Below are 21,808 nucleotides of genomic sequence, written 5' to 3' on the forward strand. Positions count from 1 at the left end.
AAACGATTGGAGAACTCCGGTCGTGTTATCACCTTGTCATATTCAAAGCAGCCTGTTCGGCTGTAGAATTTTGCAGCACTGTTCTGTGGAATTTCTGCGCTCGTGTTCTTGATTTGTTCTTTGGCTGTGTTAGCTTCAAAGCATGAGCCGAGCATCCTCTCATGCCCTCAAGCACCCGCCGGTAACGGCGCCCTCCGATAACCCGGCGGGTGCACCTTCCCCGTTTCCCGAACTTGCGGTCGCGATCGAGCGCGAGCGGCGGCGAGGCCGCGGCGCGCAGTCCAACGCCAGCGGCCGCTATGAGGCCGAGGCGCGGACAGCCTTCGACGACGGCTGGCAGAGCCTCGACGACCTGCCGCCGTTTCAGACCAGCGTGGCGATCGACACCTCGCGCAAGGTGATTACCCGCAACGACTCGCCCGATATCGGCTTCGACCGATCGATCAATCCCTATCGCGGCTGCGAGCATGGTTGTGTCTATTGCTTCGCGCGGCCGACCCACGCCTATCTCGGCCTGTCGCCGGGGCTCGACTTCGAGTCGAAACTGTTCGCCAAGCCGGATGCGCCGGCGCTGCTCGAGAAGGAGCTGGCGGCGCCGGATTACGAAGCGCGGATGATCGCGATCGGCACCAACACCGATCCCTACCAGCCGATCGAGCGCGAGCGGAAGATCATGCGTGGCATCCTCGAGGTACTGGAGCGCGCCGGCCATCCGGTTGGCATCGTCACCAAATCGGCGCTGGTGACCCGTGACATCGACATCCTGGCGCGGATGGCCAAGCGCAACCTCGCCAAGGTCGCGCTGTCGGTAACGTCGCTCGACCCGAAGCTCGCCCGCACCATGGAGCCGCGCGCTTCGACCCCGCCGAAACGGCTCGAGGCGATCAAGCGGCTCACCGAGGCCGGCATCCCGACCACGGTGATGGTCGCGCCCGTGATCCCGGCGCTGAACGATTCCGAGATCGAACGCATCCTCGATGCGGCTGCCCACGCCGGCGCCAAGGAGGCGAGCTACGTGCTGCTGCGGCTGCCACTCGAGGTCCGTGACCTGTTCCGCGAATGGCTGATGGCGAACTATCCCGATCGCTACCGTCACGTCTTCACGCTGATCCGCGACATGCGCGGCGGCCGCGACTACGATTCGCAATGGGGCACGCGGATGAAGGGCACCGGCCCGATGGCCTGGATGATCGGCCGCCGCTTCGAGATCGCCTGCGAAAAGCTCGGCCTCAACAAGCGGCGCACCAAGCTGACCACGGATCACTTCGCCAAGCCGAAGCGCAATGGCCAGCAACTGAGTTTGTTCTGATGCCACGGGCGTCATTGCGAGGAGCCAACGGGTCCGCGCGGAGCGCGGCCGGATGACAGGCGCCGCGACGAAGCAATCCACGCTTCGCCATATGAGGTACGATGGATTGCTTCGCTTTCGCTCGCAATGACGGGAAAGGTAAACATGAGTAACGCCCCGACCGCACGCTTCACCGTCCTCACGCTCGGCGTCAGCGACATGCGCGCCAGCATCGCCTTCTATGAGTCCCTCGGCTTCACCAGAAGGATGCGCGCGACCGGCGAGGAGGTGGCGTTCTTCGAGACCGGCGGCACCGTGCTCGGACTGTTCCCGTGGCATCTGCTGGCCGCCGATGCAGGGTTGCCCGATCAACCGCGGCCATCGGCGTTCCACGGCGTTGCGATCGCCTGGAACTGCAACGACGACGCCGAGGTCGATCGTGTGATGGCGTTCGCGCTGTCGAAAGGCGCCAAGCTGCTGAAGCCCGCGCAGCCCACCAGCTATGGCGGCTATTGCGGATATTTCGGCGATCCCGACGGTCACGCCTGGGAAGTGGTGCGAGCGCCGGGCTTCGCGGTTCTCGAGAACGGGCGGGTGTCGATCCCCGACTAAGCATGATCCGGAAAAAGTGCGAAGCGGGTTTCCGAAAAGATCATGCGCAAACAAGAAGCTGAAGTGAGATGACGTTTCGACCTCATCTCGCTTTGGCGCGGGCCGGATTGAATAGCGGGGAAGGGCGCCCGGTTCCCGGTTGCGCCGCGGAGCTTGGTTGAGCACCATCCCGGCATGATTCGGGACAAAGCCAAAAAGCCGCCAGCCAAAACGGCCAAGCAGGCCGCGCCGGCCAAGCCGGCGAAGCGCATCGTGGTGCGGCCGAGCTTCCGGCGCGAGCGCGCGCTGATCAAGCGCGGCATCTGGCCGGTCGCCGGCTGCGACGAGGCCGGGCGCGGTCCGCTGGCCGGCCCGGTGGTGGCCGCCGCCGTGGTGCTGGATCCCAATCGCGTCCCCAAGGGCCTCGACGATTCCAAGCGGCTGACCGCCGAGCGCCGCGAGGAATTGTTCGAGGAGATCTGCGCCACCGCTGCGTACTCCGTCGCGGTGGCCTCGCCGGCGCGAATCGACCGCGACAACATCCTGCGCGCCTCGCTCTGGGCGCTGGCGCGCGCGGTGCATGCGCTGCCGGAGATGCCGCAGTACGTCTTCGTCGACGGGCGCGACAAGCTCGCCACGCCCTGCGACTGCGATGCCGTGATCGGCGGCGACGGCATCGTGGCCTCGATCGCGGCCGCCTCGATCATCGCCAAGGTGACGCGCGACCGCCTGATGTGTGCGCTTGCGCTGGATTGCCCCGGCTACGGCTTCGAGCAGCACAAGGGTTATGCGGTCCCCGAGCACCTCGAGGCGCTCGACCGGCTCGGCCCGAGCAGCCATCACCGCAGCCTGTTCGCCCCCGTCGTCGCCGCGCGGCTGAAGCATTTTCCGCTTCCCGTCGAGCCCGACCTGTTCACGGTCGCCGCCGAGAGCAAAGCCGCGGCGGCGTCCGAAGCGGCCTAAAGCGCGATCACGCCCCGCCCGCTCGGTGTCATCGCCCGGCTCGACCGGGCGATCCAGCATTCCAGAGACAGTCGTTTTCGATCGAGAGGCCGAAGCGTACGGGATGCCCCGCCTTCGCGGGGCATGACAGCTGCATTTGATTTTGCACCGTAGACTCATCCGGCCCCAGGTTGCCTCCGTCGCCGCCTGCCGTTATCAAAACCTTCGGGATCAGTTGCGCCGCTGGATGCGGCTGGCTGGGGCATTTCAGGCGTTTCATGCGGTTTACCTCCCTGGTTGTCGAACTGATCCGCGCCCGGCCGCGCCTCGTGGTCTGGATCGTGGTGCTGGCGCAGGCCGCGATCTGGCTGTTGCTGCCGCTGATCTTCTACGGCAGCCCGCCCGGCAATCTCGCCACCGTCCTTGCCTTCGGCCGCGAATACCAGGTCGGCACCGACATGGGCCCGCCGCTGGCGTTCTGGCTTGCCGACATCGCCTTCCGCGCCGCCGGCAATCACGTGTTCGGCGTCTATCTGCTGGCGCAGGTCTGCGAGATCGCAACCTTCATTGCCTTCTACCAGCTGGCGCGCGCCATCGTCGGCGGCCCGCAGGGCGTGCTCGCGGTGCTGCTGTCGATGACAGTCGTGGTGTTCTCCTCGCCAAGCGTCGAGTTCGGCCCGCTGATCCTGGCGCGCCCGCTGTGGGCATTGTTGCTGCTGCACTCCTGGCAATTGATCGGGCAGAACCGGCGCAGTTCGTGGTTCGCCTGGTCGATCGATTGCGGCCTGCTGCTGCTGACGACGCCGGCGGCGATCGGCATGATTCTGCTCGTGGTCGGCTTCGCGCTTGCGACCGAGCGTGGGCGACGCACGCTGCGCGCGGTCGATCCGCTCTATGCGGTGCTGGTCATCATCGTGCTGGCGCTGCCCTATCTGATCTGGCTGGTCCGCGCCGATGCGCTGGTGCTGCCGGCGTTGCCCGCAGTTGTCGATCTCAAGGCTCGCGCGCTGCGCTGGGGCGTCGTGCTCGGCGGGTTGATCGTGGCGACGGCGGCGATCGTGCTGCTGGTGATCCTCAACTCGCGCTGGTTCGCCCGCGACGCCGACGATTCGCCGATCATCTATCGTCCACCGGTCAGTCCGCTGGCGCAGCAATTCGTCTATTTCTTCGCCTTCGCGCCGGCGCTCGTCAGCAGCTTCGCGTCGGGCCTGTTCAATCTCGATCGACCGTTCGGCGGCGCCGGCGTGGCGCTGTTGATGTCGGGCCTCGCCGTCGTGGTCGCGACCGGCGATCTGATCCATCTCCGGCGGCAGCGGCTGTTGCGTTCGGTGTGGGCGTTCGCGGTCGCGGCGCCCGCTGCTTTGGCGCTGGCGGCGGCGCTGTTCCTGCCCTGGACCAGCACCACCGAGGTGCCGACCTCGCTGCCGGCGGCAGCGATGGGCCGCTTCTTCGACGACAGCTATGAGCGCCGCACCAACCAGCGCCTGCGCGCGGTCGCCGGCGATCCCGAACTCGCCAGCCTGATCGCGATGAACAGCCGTCGTCCGCATCTTCTGCTCGACGCCACTCCGCAGCGGACGCCATGGCTGTCGGTGGCGAAGTTCAACGAGACCGGCGGCGTCGTGGTCTGGCGCGCGCAGGACACCGCCGGCACGCCGCCGCCCGACATCGCGCAACGTTTCCCTGGGCTGGTGCCCGAAGTGCCGCGCTCGTTCGACCGGCTGGTCAATGGAAGGCAGCCGGTGCTGCGGATCGGCTGGGCCATCGTGCGGCCGAAGGGGCAATGAGGTGTAGGGTGGGCTAGCGAAGCGTAACCCGCCGACCTTGCTCACTGTGGAGAGAATGGTGGGTTACGCCTTCGGCTAACCCACCCTACGAAGCCGTCGTCTGCTGCAGCACTTTCGCGATCGCGCGCAGATCCTGCCACGACAACCTTTTGTACGACGGCGAGCGCAGCAGATAGGCCGGATGGAAGGTGGCGACGGCACGGATCGTGCGCGTTCCCGTGTCGTAGTCGATCCATTTGCCGCGGGTGCGCATGATGCCCTCGCGGGTGCCGAGCAGTGCCTGCGTCGAGGGATTGCCAAGCGTCACCAGCACGTCCGGATTCACCAGCTCGATATGACGCTGGATGAACGGCAGGCACACCTGCGTCTCCTGCGGCGTCGGCGTGCGGTTGCCCGGCGGCCGCCACGGGATCACGTTGGCGATATAGGCTTTGCTGCGATCGAGCCCGATCGCCGCGATCATGCGGTCGAGCAGCTTGCCGGAGCGGCCGACGAACGGCAGGCCCTCGATGTCCTCGTCGCGGCCCGGCGCCTCGCCGACGAACATCACCTTGGCCTGCGGATTGCCGTCGGCGAACACCAGCCTGGTCGCGGTGTGCTTCAGCGCGCAGCCGTCGAACGTCTCCATCAGCGTGCGCAGCGCTTCCAGCGTCGGCGCGGTCCGTGCGGCCTCGCGTGCCGAGGCGATCGCGGCGTCCGGCAACACGGTGATTTCGCTACGCGGAACAGCGGGCATCGGCGGCGGCCGCAGCGGATTGAGCGCAACTGGTGGACGCGGTGCCGCAGGGGCAGGGGCGGGAACTGGCTCCGCCTCCTCGAGCCGGTTGATCGGCTCCTCGCCAAGCGCGCAGTCGACCCCGGCCTCCAGGTAAAAGGCCAGCAATTGCTGCAACGTAGGGATGGGCTCGGGCGTCATGATGGGTGCAATCTAAAGCATCAAGGGGAAAAGTGGAGGCTCGATTTCGGAAAAGATTATTCCCCTGCGGTATCCGGACCGTGCAAACCGATCGAAGCGCAATTCCATGGTTGTCCTTCCGCCAAAAATCGGAAACAACGACATTTGAAAAGCTTAGAAGCGTTCTCAATGGGCTGAGACAGAGATCATGAGTGCTGAAGACCTTCCTCCGCGCGAGTCTATGGAATTCGACGTCGTCATCGTCGGCGCCGGCCCGTCGGGCCTGTCGGCCGCGATCCGGCTGAAGCAGCTCAATCCGGAGCTCTCGATCGTCGTGGTGGAGAAGGGCTCCGAGGTCGGCGCGCACATCCTGTCGGGTGCGGTGATCGATCCCGCCGGCCTCGACAAGCTGGTGCCCGACTGGCGCGAGGATGCCGACTGCCCGCTGAAGACCCAGGTCAAGAGCGACCGCTTCTATTTGACGACGTCGCAGGGCTGGTTCCGGATCCCGAACTTCATCATGCCGCCGTTGATGCACAATCATCACTGCTACATCGGCTCGCTCGGCAATGTCTGCCGCTGGCTGGCGCCGAAGGCGGAGGCGCTCGGCGTCGAGATCTATCCGGGCTTCGCCGCGGCCGAGGTGCTCTATGACGACAACGGCGCGGTGCGCGGCATCGTGACCGGCGACATGGGCATCGCCAGGGACGGCAGCCACAAGGATTCCTACACCCGCGGCATGGAGCTGCTCGGCAAGTACACGCTGTTCGCCGAAGGCGCGCGCGGCTCGCTGTCGAAGCAGCTGATCGCGAAGTATCAGCTCGACGCCAAGAGCGAGCCGCCGAAGTTCGGCATCGGCCTCAAGGAAGTCTGGCAGATCGATCCGGAGAAGCACCGGAAGGGGCGGGTGCAGCACACCCTCGGCTGGCCGCTGAAGGACAACACCGGCGGCGGCTCGTTCCTCTATCACTACGACGACAACCGCGTCGCGGTCGGCTTCGTCGTGCATCTCAACTACGACGATCCCTATCTGTCGCCGTTCGACGAATTCCAGCGCTTCAAGACCCACCCCGATGTCCGCGAACTGTTCGAGGGCGGCAAGCGCCTCGCCTATGGCGCGCGCGCCATCACCGAGGGCGGCTACCAGTCGGTGCCGCGGCTGTCGTTCCCGGGCGGTGCCCTGATCGGCTGCGCCGCCGGCTTCGTCAACGTGCCGCGCATCAAGGGCGTCCACAACGCGATGGGCTCGGGCATGCTCGCCGCCGAGCACGTCGCCGCCGCGCTCGGCGCGGGACGTGCCAATGACGAACTGGTGTCCTACGAGGACGCCTGGCGCTCGTCGGCGATCGGCAAGGACCTGTTCAAGGTCCGCAACGCCAAGCCGCTGCTGTCGAAATTCGGCACCATGTTCGGCATGGCGCTGTCCGGCTTCGACATGTGGTGCAACACGCTCGGCTTCTCGCTGTTCGGCACCCAGTCGCACGCCAAGCCGGACCGCAAGACACTGGATACGGCCAAGCAGCACCAGCCGATCGCCTATCCGAAGCCGGACGGCAAGATCTCGTTCGACAAGCTGTCGTCGGTGTTCCTGTCCAACACCAACCATGAGGAGGACCAGCCGGTCCACCTCAAGGTCGCCGACATGAACTTGCAGAAGACGTCGGAGCACGACGTGTTCGCCGGTCCCTCCAACCGCTATTGCCCGGCCGGTGTCTACGAATGGGTCGAGGAGGGCGCCACCCCGCGTTACCAGATCAACGCCCAGAACTGCGTCCACTGCAAAACCTGCGACGTGAAGGACCCCAACGGCAACATCACCTGGGTTCCTCCGGAGGGCGGCGGCGGCCCGAACTACGAGGCGATGTAAGCCAAGTGTCAGGTCCCGCCGCCCGCCTGCGGCGCGCAGGCGGGCCGGATCGCATCCGTCGCCGTCACGGGAGCGGCGGAACTGGGGTGGCAGTGCCGGGACCAGGCGCTTTTTGCGTCCGCACGCGAATGTGCCCGGCCCGGTCACGATACCGCCATAGTGGGAGCGTTTTGCGGTGGGGCTGGCTGGATCGGTGGGCGTAAAGGCCTAATCTGCCGATTGATTCGTCACGGGTTACCTTTGGGCTGTCCTTGCGGTTGCACAGCAAAAGCGGCATTGTCGCTCGTCGTGATGCCGCCGCTTGGGTTCGCATTTTGAGACTGATCGCAAGATCTTGGCCGTAAAATCCACCTGGCGTAAATCCTGGAGCAAGGCGACCGTGATGCTGTCCACCCGTTTCAACCGCCTGACGATTGCCCTTCTCGCTGCCGCGGCGCTTGCCGTGCCTGCGCAGCTTGCGGCGCAAACGCCGGACCATCCGACCGACAATACCGCGCAATTCCCGACCAAGAACGACCTGAAGTCGCTGACCACCGCCGGCAGCTATCTGGCAGCCCGGCATGCCAGCGTCGAGCGCGATGCGTCTTCGGCTGCGGCATTCTACCGCTCGGCGCTGCGCACCGACCCGAAGAACTCCGAATTGCTCGATCGCGCCTTCATCTCCTCGCTCGCCGACGGCGACATCGAGGAGGCGGTCAAGCTCGCCGATCGCATCCTGACCCAGGACAAGGCCAACCGCGTCGCCCGCCTCGTGGTCGGCGTGCGCGACCTCAAGCTGAAGAAATACGCCGCCGCGCAGGCCAACATCAACCAGTCGGTCCGCGGCCCGATCACCGATCTGGTCGCCACGCTGCTGTCGGCCTGGGCCGCCGCTGGCGCCGGTGACAGCAAGGCCGCGGTCGCCTCGATCGACAAGCTGACCGGTCCGGAATGGTATCCGATCTTCAAGGACCTGCATGCCGGCATGATCTACGAGTTCGCCGGCAAGGAGAAGGATGCCGGCACGCGCTTCGAGCGCGTCTACAAGCTCGACGATTCGATGCTGCGCACGGTCGACGAATACGCGCGCTGGACCTCGCGCAACAAGGACGCCGCCGCCGCCACCGCGATCTACGAGGCGTTCGACAAGAAGCTGCCGCGCCATCCGCTGGTGCTCGACGGCATCAAGGAGACCAAGGCCGGCAAGAAGCTGCCGCCGCTGGTCGACAGCCCGCAGGCCGGCGCCGCCGAGGCGCTCTACGGCATCGGCGCCACGCTGACCCGCCGCGGCGGCGAGGACCTCGCGCTGGTCTATCTGCAACTCGCGCTCTATCTGCAACCGAACCATCCGCTGGCGCTGCTCTCGCTCGCCGATCTCTATGAGTCGGTGAAGAAGCCGCAGATGGCGATCAAGGTCTACGAGCGGATGCCGGCGTCCTCGCCGCTGAAGCGCAATGCCCAGATCCAGCTCGCGACCAATCTCGACGCCGCCGACCGCAGCGACGAGGCGATCAAGATCCTCAAGGAGGTCACCGCGGATCAGCCGAAGGACATCGAGGCGATCCTGGCGCTCGGCAATATCGAGCGCGGCCGCAAGAAGTTCGCCGACTGCGCCACCACCTATTCGCAGGCGATCGACGCGCTGCCGGCCGGCGGCGGCGACAAGAACGCCTGGGTCACCTACTATTACCGCGGCATCTGCGAGGAGCGCTCCAAGCAGTGGAACAAGGCCGAGGCCGACATGCGCAAGGCGCTCGAGTTGCAGCCCGAGCAGCCGCATGTGCTGAACTATCTCGGCTATTCCTGGATCGACCAGGGCATCAACCTCGACGAAGGCATGAAGATGATCAAGCGTGCCGTCGATCAGCGCCCTGACGACGGCTACATCGTCGACTCGCTCGGCTGGGCCTACTACCGCATCGGCAATTACGACGAGGCGGTGAAGAACCTCGAGCGCGCGATCGATCTGAAGCCGGAAGATCCGACCATCAACGACCATCTCGGCGACGCCTATTGGCGCGTCGGCCGCAAGCTGGAAGCCAAGTTCCAGTGGGCGCATGCCCGCGACCTGAAGCCCGAGCCGGAAGAGCTGCCGAAGATCCAGGCCAAGATCGACAACGGCCTGCCGGACGACACCTCGAACGCCGCCGCCGCCGACAAGAAGAAGGACGACGACGGCAAGGGCGGCTAGGTAACAAGGGCGGCTAGGCAAGTCGCCAGCATCGCGTTGTCAGTTGACGTCATGCCCGGGCTTGTCCCGGGCATCCACGTCTTTGGCCCACCAGCCCGGAAGCCCTCGATGGCCAGGACGAGCCCGGCCATGACGATTGCTGCGCGTCAATCGCCCCCAAATCCCGGAATTTCCATCCAAACAAAGGGATAGGATCGTGCGGCGATTTACGCTAATCGCATCGCAATGTTTGTTTTGAGGGGTTTATCGCCGTGCCGGCGCTGATTGAAGCAGGGCGTGCCAAGGTCAACCTGACGCTCAGGGTTGTCGGGCGGCGCGTCGATGGGTTTCACGACCTGGAGAGCGTCGTCGCGTTTGCCGATTGCGCCGATCGTCTCACGCTCGAGCCGGGTCCCGAACTGTCGCTCTCGATGGCGGGACCGCTGGCCGACGCCTGCGGCGATACCTCCGATAATCTGGTGCTCAAGGCCGCCCGCCTGCTCGGCGAGCGCGTCGCGGACCTCGAGGTCGGCCACTTCACGCTGGAGAAAGTGCTGCCGGTTGCGGCCGGCATTGGCGGCGGCTCGGCGGATGCCGCGGCCGCGCTGCGGCTGCTGGCGCGGCTCAACGAACTGTCGCTCGACGATTCCAGGATCATGGAGGTCGCGCTTCAGACCGGCGCCGACGTGCCGGTCTGCGTCGCCTCGCGCGCCTGCGACATGACCGGCGTCGGCGAGGGCTTGCTGCCGCTCGACCTGCCGGAAATGCCGGCCGTGCTGGTCAACCCGCGCGTGCCGGTTGCGACCAAGGATGTCTTCAATGCGCTCGGCCTGCGCCACGGCGAACTCCTGATCGGCGCCACCGATGTGGTGATGCAGGCACCATCCTGGCCGGCCGCCGGCCGCGTGGTCGACGACTGGATCGCGGCGCTCAGGCGCGGCACCAACGATCTCGAGGTCCCTGCCGCGCGCATCGAGCCCGTGATCAGCGACGTGCTGTCCGCGTTGCGCACGACCGGCAACGTTCGCCTGGTCCGCATGTCGGGCTCCGGCGCGACCTGCTTTGCGATCTACGCCACCGACGCCGACGCTCAGGCCGCCGGCGAAAGGCTCCGTGCGCTGCATCCCGGCTGGTGGGTGCATGCGGGCACGCTGAGCTAGGGGACTCATTCTCTCTCCGTCATTCTGGGGCTCGCGCTTCGCGCGCCCCGGAATGACGGCGTCGAGAGGGCTGCGACAAATCACCCCGACGAGCAAAATTTCGCTTCGTGTTTGATCCAACTCGGACAGATCGCGTCGCGAGAATGCAAATTCGTGACTCGGTGGCCGCGCAACACATTCGGTGTCGTCCTGGCTTTCGCCAGGACGACACCGGGGAATGTGTCGAGCCATTCCCCCAACGCCGGGCAGCGTTGCAGCCCGTCTTGCTTGGCAAGCCAAACCCCGTTTGCCATAACGGGATGAAACAACAACGTTGCGCGTGCGGGACCGTTGGACCGCCGGCAGCCAAAGAGCCGGGAGGATGCCATGGCCAATATCCGAGTTCTCGCCACCGATCTCGAGTTTCCCGAAGGTCCGGTCGTGATGCCGGACGGGTCGGTCGTGCTGGTCGAAATCCGCGGCCAGCGGCTGACCCGGGTGTATCCCGACGGGCGCAAGGAGATCGTCGCCAAGGTGCCGGGCGGCCCGAATGGCGCGGCGCTCGGCCCCGACGGCAAGATGTACATCTGCAACAATGGCGGCTTCTCCTGGATACCGACCCGCAACATGATCATGCCGGGGCCGCAGCCGGAGGATTATCTCGGTGGCTCGATCCAGCGCGTCGACCTGCAATCCGGCAAGCTCGAGACCGTGGTGGCGAAATGCGGCGAGCACGAGCTGCGCGGGCCGAACGACCTGGTGTTCGACAGGCAGGGCGGCCTGTGGTTCTCCGATCTCGGCAAGCGCCGCGCCCGCGACATGGATGTCGGCGCGTTCTACTATCTGAAGCCCGGCATGAACGAGATCGTCGAGGCCGTGCACGGCATCTTGCCGGCCAACGGCATCGGCCTGTCGCCGGACGAGAAGACCGTCTACATCGCGGAAACGCCGACCGCGCGGCTGTGGGCCTATGAAGTGTCGGAGCCCGGCACGATCAAGCCGCGCGACGTGATCTATCGCGGCGAACGCGGCAAGCCGATCGCGGGCCTCGGCGGCTACCAGATGTTCGACTCGCTCGCGGTCGAGGCCAACGGCAACGTCTGCGTCGCCACGCTGGTCTCGGGTTGCATCTCGGTGATCGCGCCCGACGGCACATTGGTCGAGCAGGTGCCGACCGGCGACCGCGTCACCACCAACATCGCCTTCGGCGGCCCCGACCTGAAGACCGCCTACATCACGCTGTCGGGCAAGGGCGAGCTGATCGCGATGGACTGGTCGCGGCCCGGATTGCCGCTGAATTTTCTGAACAAGTGACGTAAGGAACGTCATTGCGAGGAGCCAACGGGTCCGCGCGGAGCGCGGCCCGATGACAGGCTCCGCGACGACGCAATCCATCGATCTGCGTATGTGGGCAGATGGATTGCTTCGCTTCGCTCGCAATGACGGATAAGGTCGCGCGGGATTACGGACAAAGGATACAAAATGCCCTGGCTTGAACCGATCACCCTTCGCGGCCCCTATGCACGGCTCGAACCGCTGTCGCATGACCATCGCGACGGGCTGGTCGAGGCAGTGAAGGACGGCAGTCTCCCGAACCTCTGGTACACCGCGATTCCTCAACCGGAGAACATGGCCAAGGAGATCGACCGCAGGCTCGGCTTGCAGGCGGCCGGATCGATGCTGCCCTTCACGGTGTTCGACGTCGAAGACCGGATCTCGGGCATGACGACCTACATGAACGTCGATACGGCGAACCGCCGCGTCGAGATCGGCTCGACCTGGTACGCGAGGCGTGTGCAGCGCAGCGCGGTCAACACGCAGTGCAAACTGCTGCTGCTCACCCATGCGTTCGAGAAGCTCGATTGCATCGCCGTCGAGTTCCGCACGCATTTCTTCAATCACCAGAGCCGTCGCGGCATCGAGCGCCTGGGTGCGAAGCAGGACGGCATCCTGCGCAGCCATCAGATCGCGCCCAACGGCACGTTGCGCGACACCGTGGTTTACAGCATCATCGCCAGCGAGTGGCCGACGGTGAAGGCTCATCTGAACTATCAACTCCACGAAAAGGTGCGTTGACCTCGACGTCATCGCCAGAAACGAGACGATGGAAACGTTCGATTATGTGATCATCGGCGCAGGCTCCGCCGGGAGCGTGCTGACCAACCGGTTGAGTGAAGACGCGGGCACAAGGGTGTGCGTGCTGGAGGCGGGGCCGAGCGACTGGCATCCCTACATCCATTTGCCCGCCGGCTTCATCAAGACCTTCCACATGAAGAGCGTGAACTGGGCCTACCAGCAGGAGGTGGGTCCCTACACTGGCGGCCGCAGCATCTACGCGCCGCGCGGCAAGACGCTCGGCGGCTCGTCCTCGATCAACGGCCACATCTACAACCGCGGCCAGCGCCAGGATTTCGACACCTGGGCGCAACTCGGCAATCGCGGCTGGGGCTATCCGGACGTGCTGCCGTATTTCCGGCGCATGGAGAGACGGATCGGCGAGGGCGACGACACCTATCGCGGTCGCGACGGCAATCTCACCGTCACCACGATGGACTGGCAGGATCCGCTCTGCGAGGCCTTCATGGCCGGCGCGGTCTCGCTCGGCATTCCGCGCAATCCTGATTACAACGGCCAGATCCAGGAAGGCGTGTCGTACTGCCAGCGCACCATCCTGAACGGCCGCCGGGTCAGTGCCGCGACCGCGTTCCTGCATCCGGCGCGCCGCCGTCCCAATGTCGACGTGCGCACGCATGCCCATGTCACCGGCATCGTCTTCGAGGGCAAGCGCGCGGTCGGCGTGCGTTACAACCGCGGCGGCAAGCACGGCGATCCCCTCGAGATCCGCGCCACCAAGGAGGTCATCCTGTCCGGCGGCGCGTACAACTCGCCGCAGCTATTGCAGCTCTCCGGCGTCGGCTCGCCCGAGCTGTTGCAGGCGCACGGCATCGAGGTCCGCCACGCGCTGCCGGGTGTCGGCGAAGGCTTGCAGGACCACTACGCGCCGCGCTCGGTGGCGCGGGTCAAGAACATCCGGACCATCAACGAGATGCGGCGCGGCCTCAGCCTGTGGGGCGAGGCGATCAAATGGGCGACGACGCGGCGCGGCCTGCTGTCGCTGTCGCCGACCATGGTGTACTGCTTCTGGCATTCCGGCGAGACCACCGAGAGTTCCGATTTGCAGCTCACCTTCACGCCGGCAAGCTACAAGGAAGGCGTGCAGGGCCAGCTCGAGGACGAGCCCGGCATGACGGTGGCGTCATGGCAGCAGCGGCCGGAGAGCCGCGGCTTTGTCCGCATCCGCTCGGCCGATCCGTTCGCGCCGCCGATCATCCAGACCAACTATCTCGCCGAGGAGATCGACCGTCGCGTCGTCGTCGCCGGCATGAAGCTGGCGCGCCGGCTGCTCGCCTCCGAGCCGCTCAAGCCGTATTACGCCTATGAGGATTTTCCGGGTCCGAAGGTCACGAGCGACGATGAACTGCTCGCGGCCGCGACCCAGCGCGGCACCACCACCTTCCATCCCGGCTGCACCTGCCGGATGGGACCGGCCGACGCGCCGTGGGCCGTGGTCGACGACCAGCTCCGGGTCCACGGCATGGAGGGCCTGCGCGTGATCGACGCCTCGATCATGCCGCGCATGATCTCCGCCAACCTCAACGCCTCCACCCTGATGATTGCCGACAAGGCCTCCGACATGATCCGCGGCAAGACGCCGGAGGCCGCGGCGAAACTGCCGGAGTACGCGTGAGGGGATCGATACGCACGACGATAATCGTTCAATGTCGTCCCGGCGAAGGCCGGGACCCATAACCACCGATGCTGATTGTTGAGCGTTAGTGGAATGACGAGTCCCGTCGACAACATCCGCCGCGGAGTATGGGTCCCCTGAGTTCACAAACGAAGTGCAACACTTCCATCTGGAGGTGTTGCCATGGGGCGGACTTACAAGCAGCTCTGCCTGGAGGAGCGATGCGAGATTGCCAGGCTTTCGGCCGGTGGCAGCTCGATCCGGCAAATCGCGGCAGCTTTGGATCGCCCGCCATCAACGATCTCTCGGGAGCTGAACCGCAATTCTGGCGTTCAGGTCGGTTACAAGCCCAGCTATGCCCAGCAACAGATGCGAGCGCGGCGCTGGACGGGCTCTCGCCTCGAACGAGAGCACGGCCTGCGCTGCGCGGTGTTGGAACGTCTTGGTTGGGGCTGGTCGCCCGAGCAGGTCGCCGGCCGGCTGGCGCGTGAGCACGGCCGCAGGGTGATCTCCTATGAGAGCATCTACCGCTTCATCTATGCCCAGCTCACCCGCACCTCGGACTTCAGCTGGCGACGCTATTTGCCGCGCGGCAAGAGCAAGCGCGGTCGTCGCGGCAAGCGGGGCGGCAGTCCCGCAAGCTTCATCGAAGGCCGTGTTTCGCTGGATCAGCGCCCCATCGAGGTCGCCGATCGCAAGACCCCGGGCCATTGGGAGGCCGACCTCATGATGTTCTCCAAATACGGTCAGCAGATCTTGGCCGTGCATGAGCGCACCTCCCGCCTGTTGCTCGGCGTCCCCCTCGCAAGCAAGCTCGCCTCCGGCGTCGCCCACCATCTCGTGCGCCTGTTCGAGGTCCTGCCACAACCGATCCGCCGGACCGTCACCTTCGACAACGGCACCGAGTTCGCAGCTCACCTTTCCTTGCAAAGCCTCTTGATCAAGACGTTCTTCTGCGATCCCCACGCCCCCTGGCAGAAAGGTGGCATCGAGAACGCCATCGGCCGCATGCGCCGCTTCATCCCACGCAACACCGACCTTGAGAAGCTGCCGACCCGCCGCCTTCGCAAGTCCATCGCCGCCTACAACAACACCCCGCGCAAATGCCTTGACTTCAAGACCCCGACAGAGGTCTTTGCTGCTCAAGTGTTGCACTTCGAGTGTGAATCCACCTCCCGGCCTTCGCCGGGACGACGGCGGTGGTGTGGCCCTTCGCTGACGGCAAAGAAGCAGCTCAGCCGTAGACGAACGCCTTGTCCTTGAGGTCGATCGCCGGGAATTCGTCCTTCTCGGCCCAGTAGTCCTGGTTGTGCTGCCACTCCGGCTTGTCGCCACGCTTCGGCAGCAGGTGCATGCCGCGCATCATGTAGCCGGGGTTGAAGTTCTCCGGATCGATCCAGGACAGCAGCGGCATGTTGTGGTCTTCGGGGCGCAGCGCCGGCGTCACCTTGTTCGCGCCGGTTGCCTTCATGTGCTTGAGCATGCGGCAGACGAAGTCAGCGACCAGGTCGACGCGCAGGGTCCAGCTGGCGCGGAAATAGCCGAACACCCAGACCAGGTTCGGTACGCCGGTGAACATCATGCCGCGATAGGTCACGGTGTCCTTGAAGTCGAGCGGCTTGCCGTCGATCGCGAAATCGATGCCGCCATTGGCGGAGAGGTGGAAGCCGGTCGCGGTGATGATGATGTCGGCCTCGAGCTCCTTGCCGGACTTGAGCAGGATGCCCTTCTCGGTGAAGCGCTCGATCTCGTCGGTGACGACGGATGCCTTGCCGCTCTTGATGGCCTGGAACAGGTCGGCATCCGGAACGAAGGCGATGCGCTGCCGCCACGGCCGGTAGCGCGGCGTGAAGTGCGTGGCCATGTCGTAGTCCTTGCCGAGAACGGCCTCGACCGCTGCCAGCAGGTCCTTCTTGGCGCCCTCCGGGTCGGCGAAGGTCCGCTTGGTGAAAGCGTCCTGCTCGAACAGGATCTTGCGCCTGACGATCTCGTGGATCCAGTGCTCGTCGACCTGCAATCGGCGCAGCTCCTCGGCGATCTCGATCGCGTTGCGGCCGGTGCGGAAATAGGTCGGCGAGCGCTGCAGCATGGTGACATGGCCGGCGTCCGCGGCCATCGCCGGGATCAGGGTCGCAGCCGTGGCGCCGGAGCCGATCACGACGACGCGCTTGCCCTTGTAATCGAGATCGTCGGGCCAGGTCTGCGGATGCACGATCGTGCCCTTGAACTTGCCCATGTCGGTCCACTCGGGCGTGTAGCCCGCGTCGTGGCGATAATAGCCCTGGCACATCCAGAAGAAGTTGGTGGTGAAGCGCAGCCGCTCGCCGGTGTCGATGCGGGTGGCATCGATGGTCCACAGATTGGTCTCGTTCGACCAGTTCGCCGCGGTGATGGTGTGGCGATAGCGGATGTGGCGGGCGAGGTCGTTCTCCTCGATCACCTCGCCCATGTATTTCAGGATCTCTTCGGCACTTGCGATCGGCGCGCTGGTCCACGGCTTGAAGCGATAGCCGAAGGTATGCAGGTCGCTGTCGGAGCGGATGCCGGGATAGCGATGGGTCGACCAGGTGCCGCCGAAGGTCTTCTGCGTCTCCAGCACCACGAAGCTGGTGCCGGGGGATTGCGTGGCGAGGTGGTAGGCGGCGCCGACGCCGGAGATGCCGGCGCCCGCGATCAGGACGTCGAAATGCTCTGTGGTGACGGGCTCGGCGGCCCGGATCTGGGTCTGGACGTTCATCTTCCCTGGTCTTCTTGTTGCTTGAGAAATCGTTGGCTGAGGCAGAGAGGCAAAACGCCGGAGCCATTGCTCCGGCGTTTGCCGATCTCGGAACTAGACTTCGCGGCGGCTGAGGAAGGCCAGCCGCTCGAACAGATGCACGTCCTGCTCGTTCTTGAGCAGCGCGCCATGCAGCGGCGGGATCAGCTTGCGCGGATCGCGCTCCCTGAGCATCTCCGGCGTGATGTCTTCGTTCATCAGCAGCTTGAGCCAGTCGAGCAGCTCGGAGGTCGAGGGCTTCTTCTTCAGGCCCGGCACCTCGCGCACCTCGAAGAAGATCCGCAGCGCCTCTTCCACCAGCCGCTTCTTGATGCCGGGGAAGTGCACGTCGACGATCCGGCCCATCGTGTCGGCGTCGGGGAACTTGATGTAGTGGAAGAAGCAGCGGCGCAGGAAAGCGTCCGGCAGCTCCTTCTCGTTGTTCGACGTGATCATCACGATCGGGCGCAGCTTCGCCTTGATGGTCTCGCCGGTCTCGTAGACGTGGAACTCCATGCGGTCGAGTTCGAGCAGGAGGTCGTTGGGGAATTCGATGTCGGCCTTGTCGATCTCGTCGATCAAGAGCACCGGGCGCTTCTCGTGGGTGAAGGCTTCCCACAGCTTGCCGCGCTTGATGTAGTTCTTGATGTCCGAAACGCGGGCATCGCCGAGCTGGCTGTCGCGCAGCCGCGACACCGCGTCGTATTCGTAGAGGCCCTGTTGCGCCTTGGTGGTCGACTTGATGTGCCAGGTCAGAAGCGGCGCGTCGATCGCCTTGGCGACTTCCTCGGCCAGCACGGTCTTGCCGGTGCCCGGCTCGCCCTTCACCAGCAGCGGGCGCTCGAGCACGATGGCGGCATTGACGGCGACCTTGAGGTCATCGGTGGCGACGTAGTCCTTGGTACCGGTGAATTTCATCTATCTGTTTGCCTTGCTTCGTTCGTCGGCCGCTTGGACCTCAACATGAAGCGACCGCTCTCGCAGCGGCCGCCGGAAATGCGAATTGTTCGATCAGACCCGCCTGATCAGCGACAGGATCACCAGCACCACGACGGCGCCGATCGTCGCGTTGACGATGTCGCGGATCGCGCTGCTGCCGAGGCTGACGCCGAGCCGCGGCAACAGCCAGCTCGCCACCAGCGCGCCGATGATGCCGACAACGATGTTGCCGATCAGCCCGAAGCCCGCTCCGCGCACGATCAGCCCGGCGAGCCAGCCGGCAATCGCACCGATCACCAGTGCCGCAATGATGCCCATTCAAACGTCCTGCCCAATGTCTTGTCAGGCGCAATTGTAATTGAAAAAGCCGCACGGTCTAGGGCGGATTCCGCAGCGCAGCGGTACCCTGGACGGCACCGAGCGCATAAGCGGCTGGCGCATAGTATGTCAGGCGTACTGTTTCCGCCCCGCGGAATGGCCGTCACCCGAAAGCGACGAGGCCAGCACCGTTCGGTCGCGCCCCGAGCCCTTCGCCTCGTAGAGCGCGAGGTCGGCCTGGCCGAGCAATTCGTTCTCGCTCGCGGTCGCGGCCGATCGGCTGGCGATCCCGAGACTGATCGAGACCACGCCGCGGCGCGCGGCCGGATTGGCGATCGCCAGCGACCGCACAGCGAGGCGGATCGCTTCGGCGACCGTCAGCGCATCCTGCTCATCGACCCCGGGCAGGATGATCGCGAACTCCTCGCCGCCGTAGCGCGCCGCCAGCGCCGTGGTGCTGGTGGTGGCGTCCGCGATCACGCGCGCCACCCGCCGCAGGCACGCGTCGCCGGCCTGGTGGCCCTGGGTGTCGTTGAAGCCCTTGAAGTGATCGATATCGAGCATGATAAGCGAGATCAGCTCGCGGTCGCGAAACTCGCGCGGCAGCGCGTTGTCGAAGCTGCGGCGGTTGGCGAGCCCGGTCAGGCCGTCGGTCGTGGCGAGTTCGGACAGGCGGGCGTTCAGCTCGCCGAGCTCGTCCTCCATCTTGCGGCGCTCGGTCACGTCGCGCATCACGCCGACCACCTCGATGCCGTGATGGTCGTCGGCGGCGCCGGCAAGCTTGAGATTGATCTCGACCCAGATATGCGAGCCGTCGGCGCGCAGGGTCTTGAACTCGACGGTGCGGGTGGTGGTCCAGTCGGTCAGTTCGGAGGTCGCCCTGGTGACATCGGCAAGGCTGTCGGGATGCACGAAGGCGAAGCAGGACTGGCCGATCAGGTCGGCGGCCTTGCGGCCGAGGATGGCTTCGACCGATTGCGAGACGAACAGCAGCTTGCCGGTGCGATCGAGCCTGATCACCACGTCGGCGACGTTGTCTGCGAGCAGGCGGTAGCTGGCCTCGCGCTCGCGCAGCGCGGCCTCGATCCTGGCGCGGCGGCGAAACTGGACCGAGAGCATCAGCGCAAGCATCGTCACCAGGCCCATCATGATGATGCCGACGATGGCGTCATAGCGCAGCGCCTCGTGCCAGGCCGCAAGCATCTCGCTCTCCGGCCGTGCGACCGTCACCACGATCGGATAGAGCGAGGCGCGTTCATAGCCGAGATATTTGGTGTAGCCGTCGAACGGCGAGACCGTCTTGGTGTAGCCGCTGGGTGCGTCCCAAATCTTCGCCTTGAAGGCGGCCGACGGATCCCTGTTCCATTTGCCGTCGGGCCAATGCGCCAGCACCGTGCCGTCGGTGCGCAGCAGCGAGATCCCGGCATGCGGGCCGAACTGGAACGCCTGGTAGAAATTGTCGAAATACGCCGCGTCGATCGCCGCGACGAGGACGCCGCCGAAGCTGCCATCCTGATTGCTGATGCGCCGCGACAGGATGATGGTCGTGCGTCCGGTCAATCGCGAGCGCAGCGGATCGCTGATGTGCAGCGTCGGATCGGTGGAGTCGCGATGGCCGGTGAAGTAGGCGCGGTCGCCGTTGTTGTAATGCGGGTTTTGGTCGAGCGAGGAATAGATCCAGTCGCCGTCGGCGTTGAGAACGCCGATCTCGCGGATCTGCGGCAGCGTCTCGACGGTGTTGCGCAGATAGAGATTGAAGCGATCCTGCCGCGGCCGCTGATACTTCAGCAGGTCGACCATGCCGCTCATCGCGACGTCGGCCGCCTGGATCGACCGCGAGGCGTGCTCGGCGAGCGAATGCGCGAGGTTGCGGATATCGCGCTCGCCCTGCGCCAGCGCCATCGACCGGGCGTCGACCGCCTTCCAGACCACCAGCCCCAGCACGCACGCCGTCATCACCACCGCCACGGCAGCGACGATCACCGCCGGCGCGAACGGGTTCGGCGTCCTGGGGGAAGCGCGGGGCAGGTCGGTCGGGTCCACTGGCGTCGTACTACCTCCAGTGATCAACGCCGCATCCTAGCGTCGCGTTTCGGGTCCTTGGCCGGAGCCGGCCAGGGTGGTTAAGTGAAAGTGAATGGCTGATCCGCCGGAACGGGCGGGGCAGGGGCCCTTGACGGCACCGGCAGGGCGGGCGATTTAAGTAACCATGTTCCTGCAGTTCTTCACATCACTGCGCGACGCCCAGGTCCCCGTGACGCTACGGGAATATCTGACCTTGATGGAAGCGCTCGACGCCGATCTCGCCGAACAGACGGTCGAGAACTTCTATTATTTGTCGCGCGCCGCCCTGGTGAAGGACGAGCGCAATCTCGACAAGTTCGACCGCGTGTTCGGCACCGTGTTCAAGGGGCTCGAGAGCCTGCTCGATGCCATGGGCAAGGCGGAGATCCCCGAGGAGTGGCTGAAGAAGCTCGCCGAGAAATACCTCACCGAGGAAGAGAAGAAGCAGATCGAGGCGATGGGCTGGGACAAGCTCATGGAGACCTTGAAGAAGCGGCTCGAGGAACAGAAGGGCCGCCACCAGGGCGGCAGCAAGTGGATCGGCACCGCCGGCACCTCGCCGTTCGGCGCCCATGGCTATAATCCCGAAGGCGTGCGGATCGGGCAGGAGAAGAACCGCAACAACCGCGCCGTGAAGGTGTGGGACAAGCGCGAGTTCAAGGACCTCGACGGCAATGTCGAGCTCGGCATCCGCAACATCAAGGTCGCGCTACGGCGGCTGCGCAAGTTCGCGCGCACCGGCGCGCCGGACGAACTCGACCTCGACACCACGATCAAGGAGACCGCCAACCACGGCTATCTCGACGTGCACATGCGCCCCGAGCGGCGCAACGCGGTCAAGGTGCTGGTGTTCTTCGATATCGGCGGCTCGATGGATTCGCATATCGAGCAGGTCGAGGAATTGTTCTCGGCCGCCAAGAGCGAATTCAAGCACATGGAATATTTCTACTTCCACAACTGCCTCTATGAAGGCGTCTGGAAGCAGAACAAGCGGCGCTTCACCGATCGCACCCCGACCTGGGACGTGCTGCACAAGTACCCGCACGACTACAAGGTGGTGTTCGTCGGCGATGCCTCGATGTCGCCTTACGAGATCATGGTGCCGGGCGGCTCGGTCGAGCATGTCAACGAAGAGGCCGGCTCGGTCTGGCTCGACCGCATCACCCGCACCTATCCGCACACGGTGTGGCTCAATCCGGTGGCGCAGAAGCACTGGGACTATTCTGAATCGACCACCATCATCCGCCGCCTGTTCTCCGAGCGCATGTATCCGATCACGATCGAGGGTCTGGAGAACGCGATGCGGGAGCTGGTGCGCTAAACGCA

The 21,808-nt window shown here is 65.2% G+C and carries 17 protein-coding genes; 12 read left to right on the plus strand and 5 right to left on the minus strand.

All coding sequences use genetic code 11. The annotated features are described in order from the left end of the window. The first annotated feature begins 142 nt into the window (after window positions 1-142). The 4 genes from CWS35_RS14520 to CWS35_RS14535 all read left to right on the plus strand — a co-directional run bounded on the left by CWS35_RS14520 (window position 143) and on the right by CWS35_RS14535 (window position 4,608). Window positions 143-1,309: a PA0069 family radical SAM protein gene (locus CWS35_RS14520; protein ID WP_024580480.1), complete on the plus strand. Its 1,167-nt coding sequence runs from the start codon at window positions 143-145 to the stop codon at window positions 1,307-1,309. Window positions 1,310-1,453: 144 nt separating this feature from the next. After that, window positions 1,454-1,900: a VOC family protein gene (locus CWS35_RS14525; RefSeq protein ID WP_100952291.1), complete on the plus strand. Its 447-nt coding sequence runs from the start codon at window positions 1,454-1,456 to the stop codon at window positions 1,898-1,900. A gap of 174 nt (window positions 1,901-2,074) precedes the next feature. Then, complete coding sequence (locus CWS35_RS14530; protein WP_100952292.1) at window positions 2,075-2,842, plus strand: ribonuclease HII; 768 nt, start codon at window positions 2,075-2,077, stop codon at window positions 2,840-2,842. A gap of 257 nt (window positions 2,843-3,099) precedes the next feature. Further along, window positions 3,100-4,608 carry a glycosyltransferase family 39 protein gene (locus CWS35_RS14535; RefSeq protein WP_100952293.1) on the plus strand — a complete coding sequence of 503 codons (1,509 nt, stop codon included), beginning with the start codon at window positions 3,100-3,102 and terminating at the stop codon, window positions 4,606-4,608. Window positions 4,609-4,693: 85 nt separating this feature from the next. Here the strand turns inward: CWS35_RS14535 and CWS35_RS14540 are convergent, their stop codons facing one another. Further along, window positions 4,694-5,524, minus strand: coding sequence for a uracil-DNA glycosylase family protein (locus CWS35_RS14540; protein ID WP_100952294.1), 831 nt, complete (start codon window positions 5,522-5,524; stop codon window positions 4,694-4,696). A 187-nt stretch (window positions 5,525-5,711) separates the two neighbouring features. Between CWS35_RS14540 and CWS35_RS14545 the strand changes: the two genes are divergently transcribed. The 7 genes from CWS35_RS14545 to CWS35_RS14575 all read left to right on the plus strand — a co-directional run bounded on the left by CWS35_RS14545 (window position 5,712) and on the right by CWS35_RS14575 (window position 15,669). Next, complete coding sequence (locus tag CWS35_RS14545) at window positions 5,712-7,370, plus strand: electron transfer flavoprotein-ubiquinone oxidoreductase (protein ID WP_100952295.1); 1,659 nt, start codon at window positions 5,712-5,714, stop codon at window positions 7,368-7,370. Window positions 7,371-7,752: 382 nt separating this feature from the next. Continuing rightward, complete coding sequence (locus CWS35_RS14550; protein WP_024580486.1) at window positions 7,753-9,540, plus strand: tetratricopeptide repeat protein; 1,788 nt, start codon at window positions 7,753-7,755, stop codon at window positions 9,538-9,540. Window positions 9,541-9,791: 251 nt separating this feature from the next. Then, entirely contained in the window at window positions 9,792-10,679 is an 888-nt protein-coding gene (locus tag CWS35_RS14555) for a 4-(cytidine 5'-diphospho)-2-C-methyl-D-erythritol kinase (protein ID WP_100952296.1), read from the plus strand. Between the two features lie 366 nt (window positions 10,680-11,045). After that, window positions 11,046-11,972 (plus strand): SMP-30/gluconolactonase/LRE family protein, encoded by a 927-nt coding sequence (locus CWS35_RS14560; protein WP_100952297.1) that lies wholly within the window; start codon window positions 11,046-11,048, stop codon window positions 11,970-11,972. A 168-nt stretch (window positions 11,973-12,140) separates the two neighbouring features. Next, on the plus strand, window positions 12,141-12,734 hold the full coding sequence (locus CWS35_RS14565) for a GNAT family N-acetyltransferase (RefSeq protein WP_100952298.1): 594 nt from the start codon (window positions 12,141-12,143) through the stop codon (window positions 12,732-12,734). A 28-nt stretch (window positions 12,735-12,762) separates the two neighbouring features. After that, window positions 12,763-14,406: a GMC family oxidoreductase gene (locus CWS35_RS14570; RefSeq protein WP_100952299.1), complete on the plus strand. Its 1,644-nt coding sequence runs from the start codon at window positions 12,763-12,765 to the stop codon at window positions 14,404-14,406. Between the two features lie 183 nt (window positions 14,407-14,589). Continuing rightward, window positions 14,590-15,669: an IS30 family transposase gene (locus CWS35_RS14575; protein WP_245438962.1), complete on the plus strand. Its 1,080-nt coding sequence runs from the start codon at window positions 14,590-14,592 to the stop codon at window positions 15,667-15,669. Here CWS35_RS14575 and CWS35_RS14580 read toward each other — a convergent pair. The 4 genes from CWS35_RS14580 to CWS35_RS14595 all read right to left on the minus strand — a co-directional run bounded on the left by CWS35_RS14580 (window position 15,641) and on the right by CWS35_RS14595 (window position 20,461). Then, on the minus strand, window positions 15,641-17,143 hold the full coding sequence (locus CWS35_RS14580; protein ID WP_100952300.1) for an NAD(P)/FAD-dependent oxidoreductase: 1,503 nt from the start codon (window positions 17,141-17,143) through the stop codon (window positions 15,641-15,643). The genes CWS35_RS14575 and CWS35_RS14580 overlap by 29 nt on opposite strands. A gap of 93 nt (window positions 17,144-17,236) precedes the next feature. Continuing rightward, window positions 17,237-18,079: a MoxR family ATPase gene (locus tag CWS35_RS14585; protein WP_024580492.1), complete on the minus strand. Its 843-nt coding sequence runs from the start codon at window positions 18,077-18,079 to the stop codon at window positions 17,237-17,239. A 93-nt stretch (window positions 18,080-18,172) separates the two neighbouring features. Continuing rightward, the gene (locus CWS35_RS14590) at window positions 18,173-18,418 is read right to left on the minus strand and encodes a GlsB/YeaQ/YmgE family stress response membrane protein (RefSeq protein ID WP_024580493.1); all 246 of its coding nucleotides are present in this window, start codon (window positions 18,416-18,418) and stop codon (window positions 18,173-18,175) included. A 129-nt stretch (window positions 18,419-18,547) separates the two neighbouring features. Further along, window positions 18,548-20,461 carry a diguanylate cyclase gene (locus CWS35_RS14595; RefSeq protein WP_100952301.1) on the minus strand — a complete coding sequence of 638 codons (1,914 nt, stop codon included), beginning with the start codon at window positions 20,459-20,461 and terminating at the stop codon, window positions 18,548-18,550. Window positions 20,462-20,627: 166 nt separating this feature from the next. On the opposite strand from CWS35_RS14595, the gene CWS35_RS14600 reads away from it, so the two are divergent. Continuing rightward, complete coding sequence (locus tag CWS35_RS14600; protein ID WP_024580495.1) at window positions 20,628-21,803, plus strand: VWA domain-containing protein; 1,176 nt, start codon at window positions 20,628-20,630, stop codon at window positions 21,801-21,803. Window positions 21,804-21,808 lie beyond the last annotated feature (5 nt).

Origin of the sequence: Bradyrhizobium sp. SK17 (genome assembly GCF_002831585.1) — a bacterium.
GTDB lineage: Bacteria > Pseudomonadota > Alphaproteobacteria > Rhizobiales > Xanthobacteraceae > Bradyrhizobium.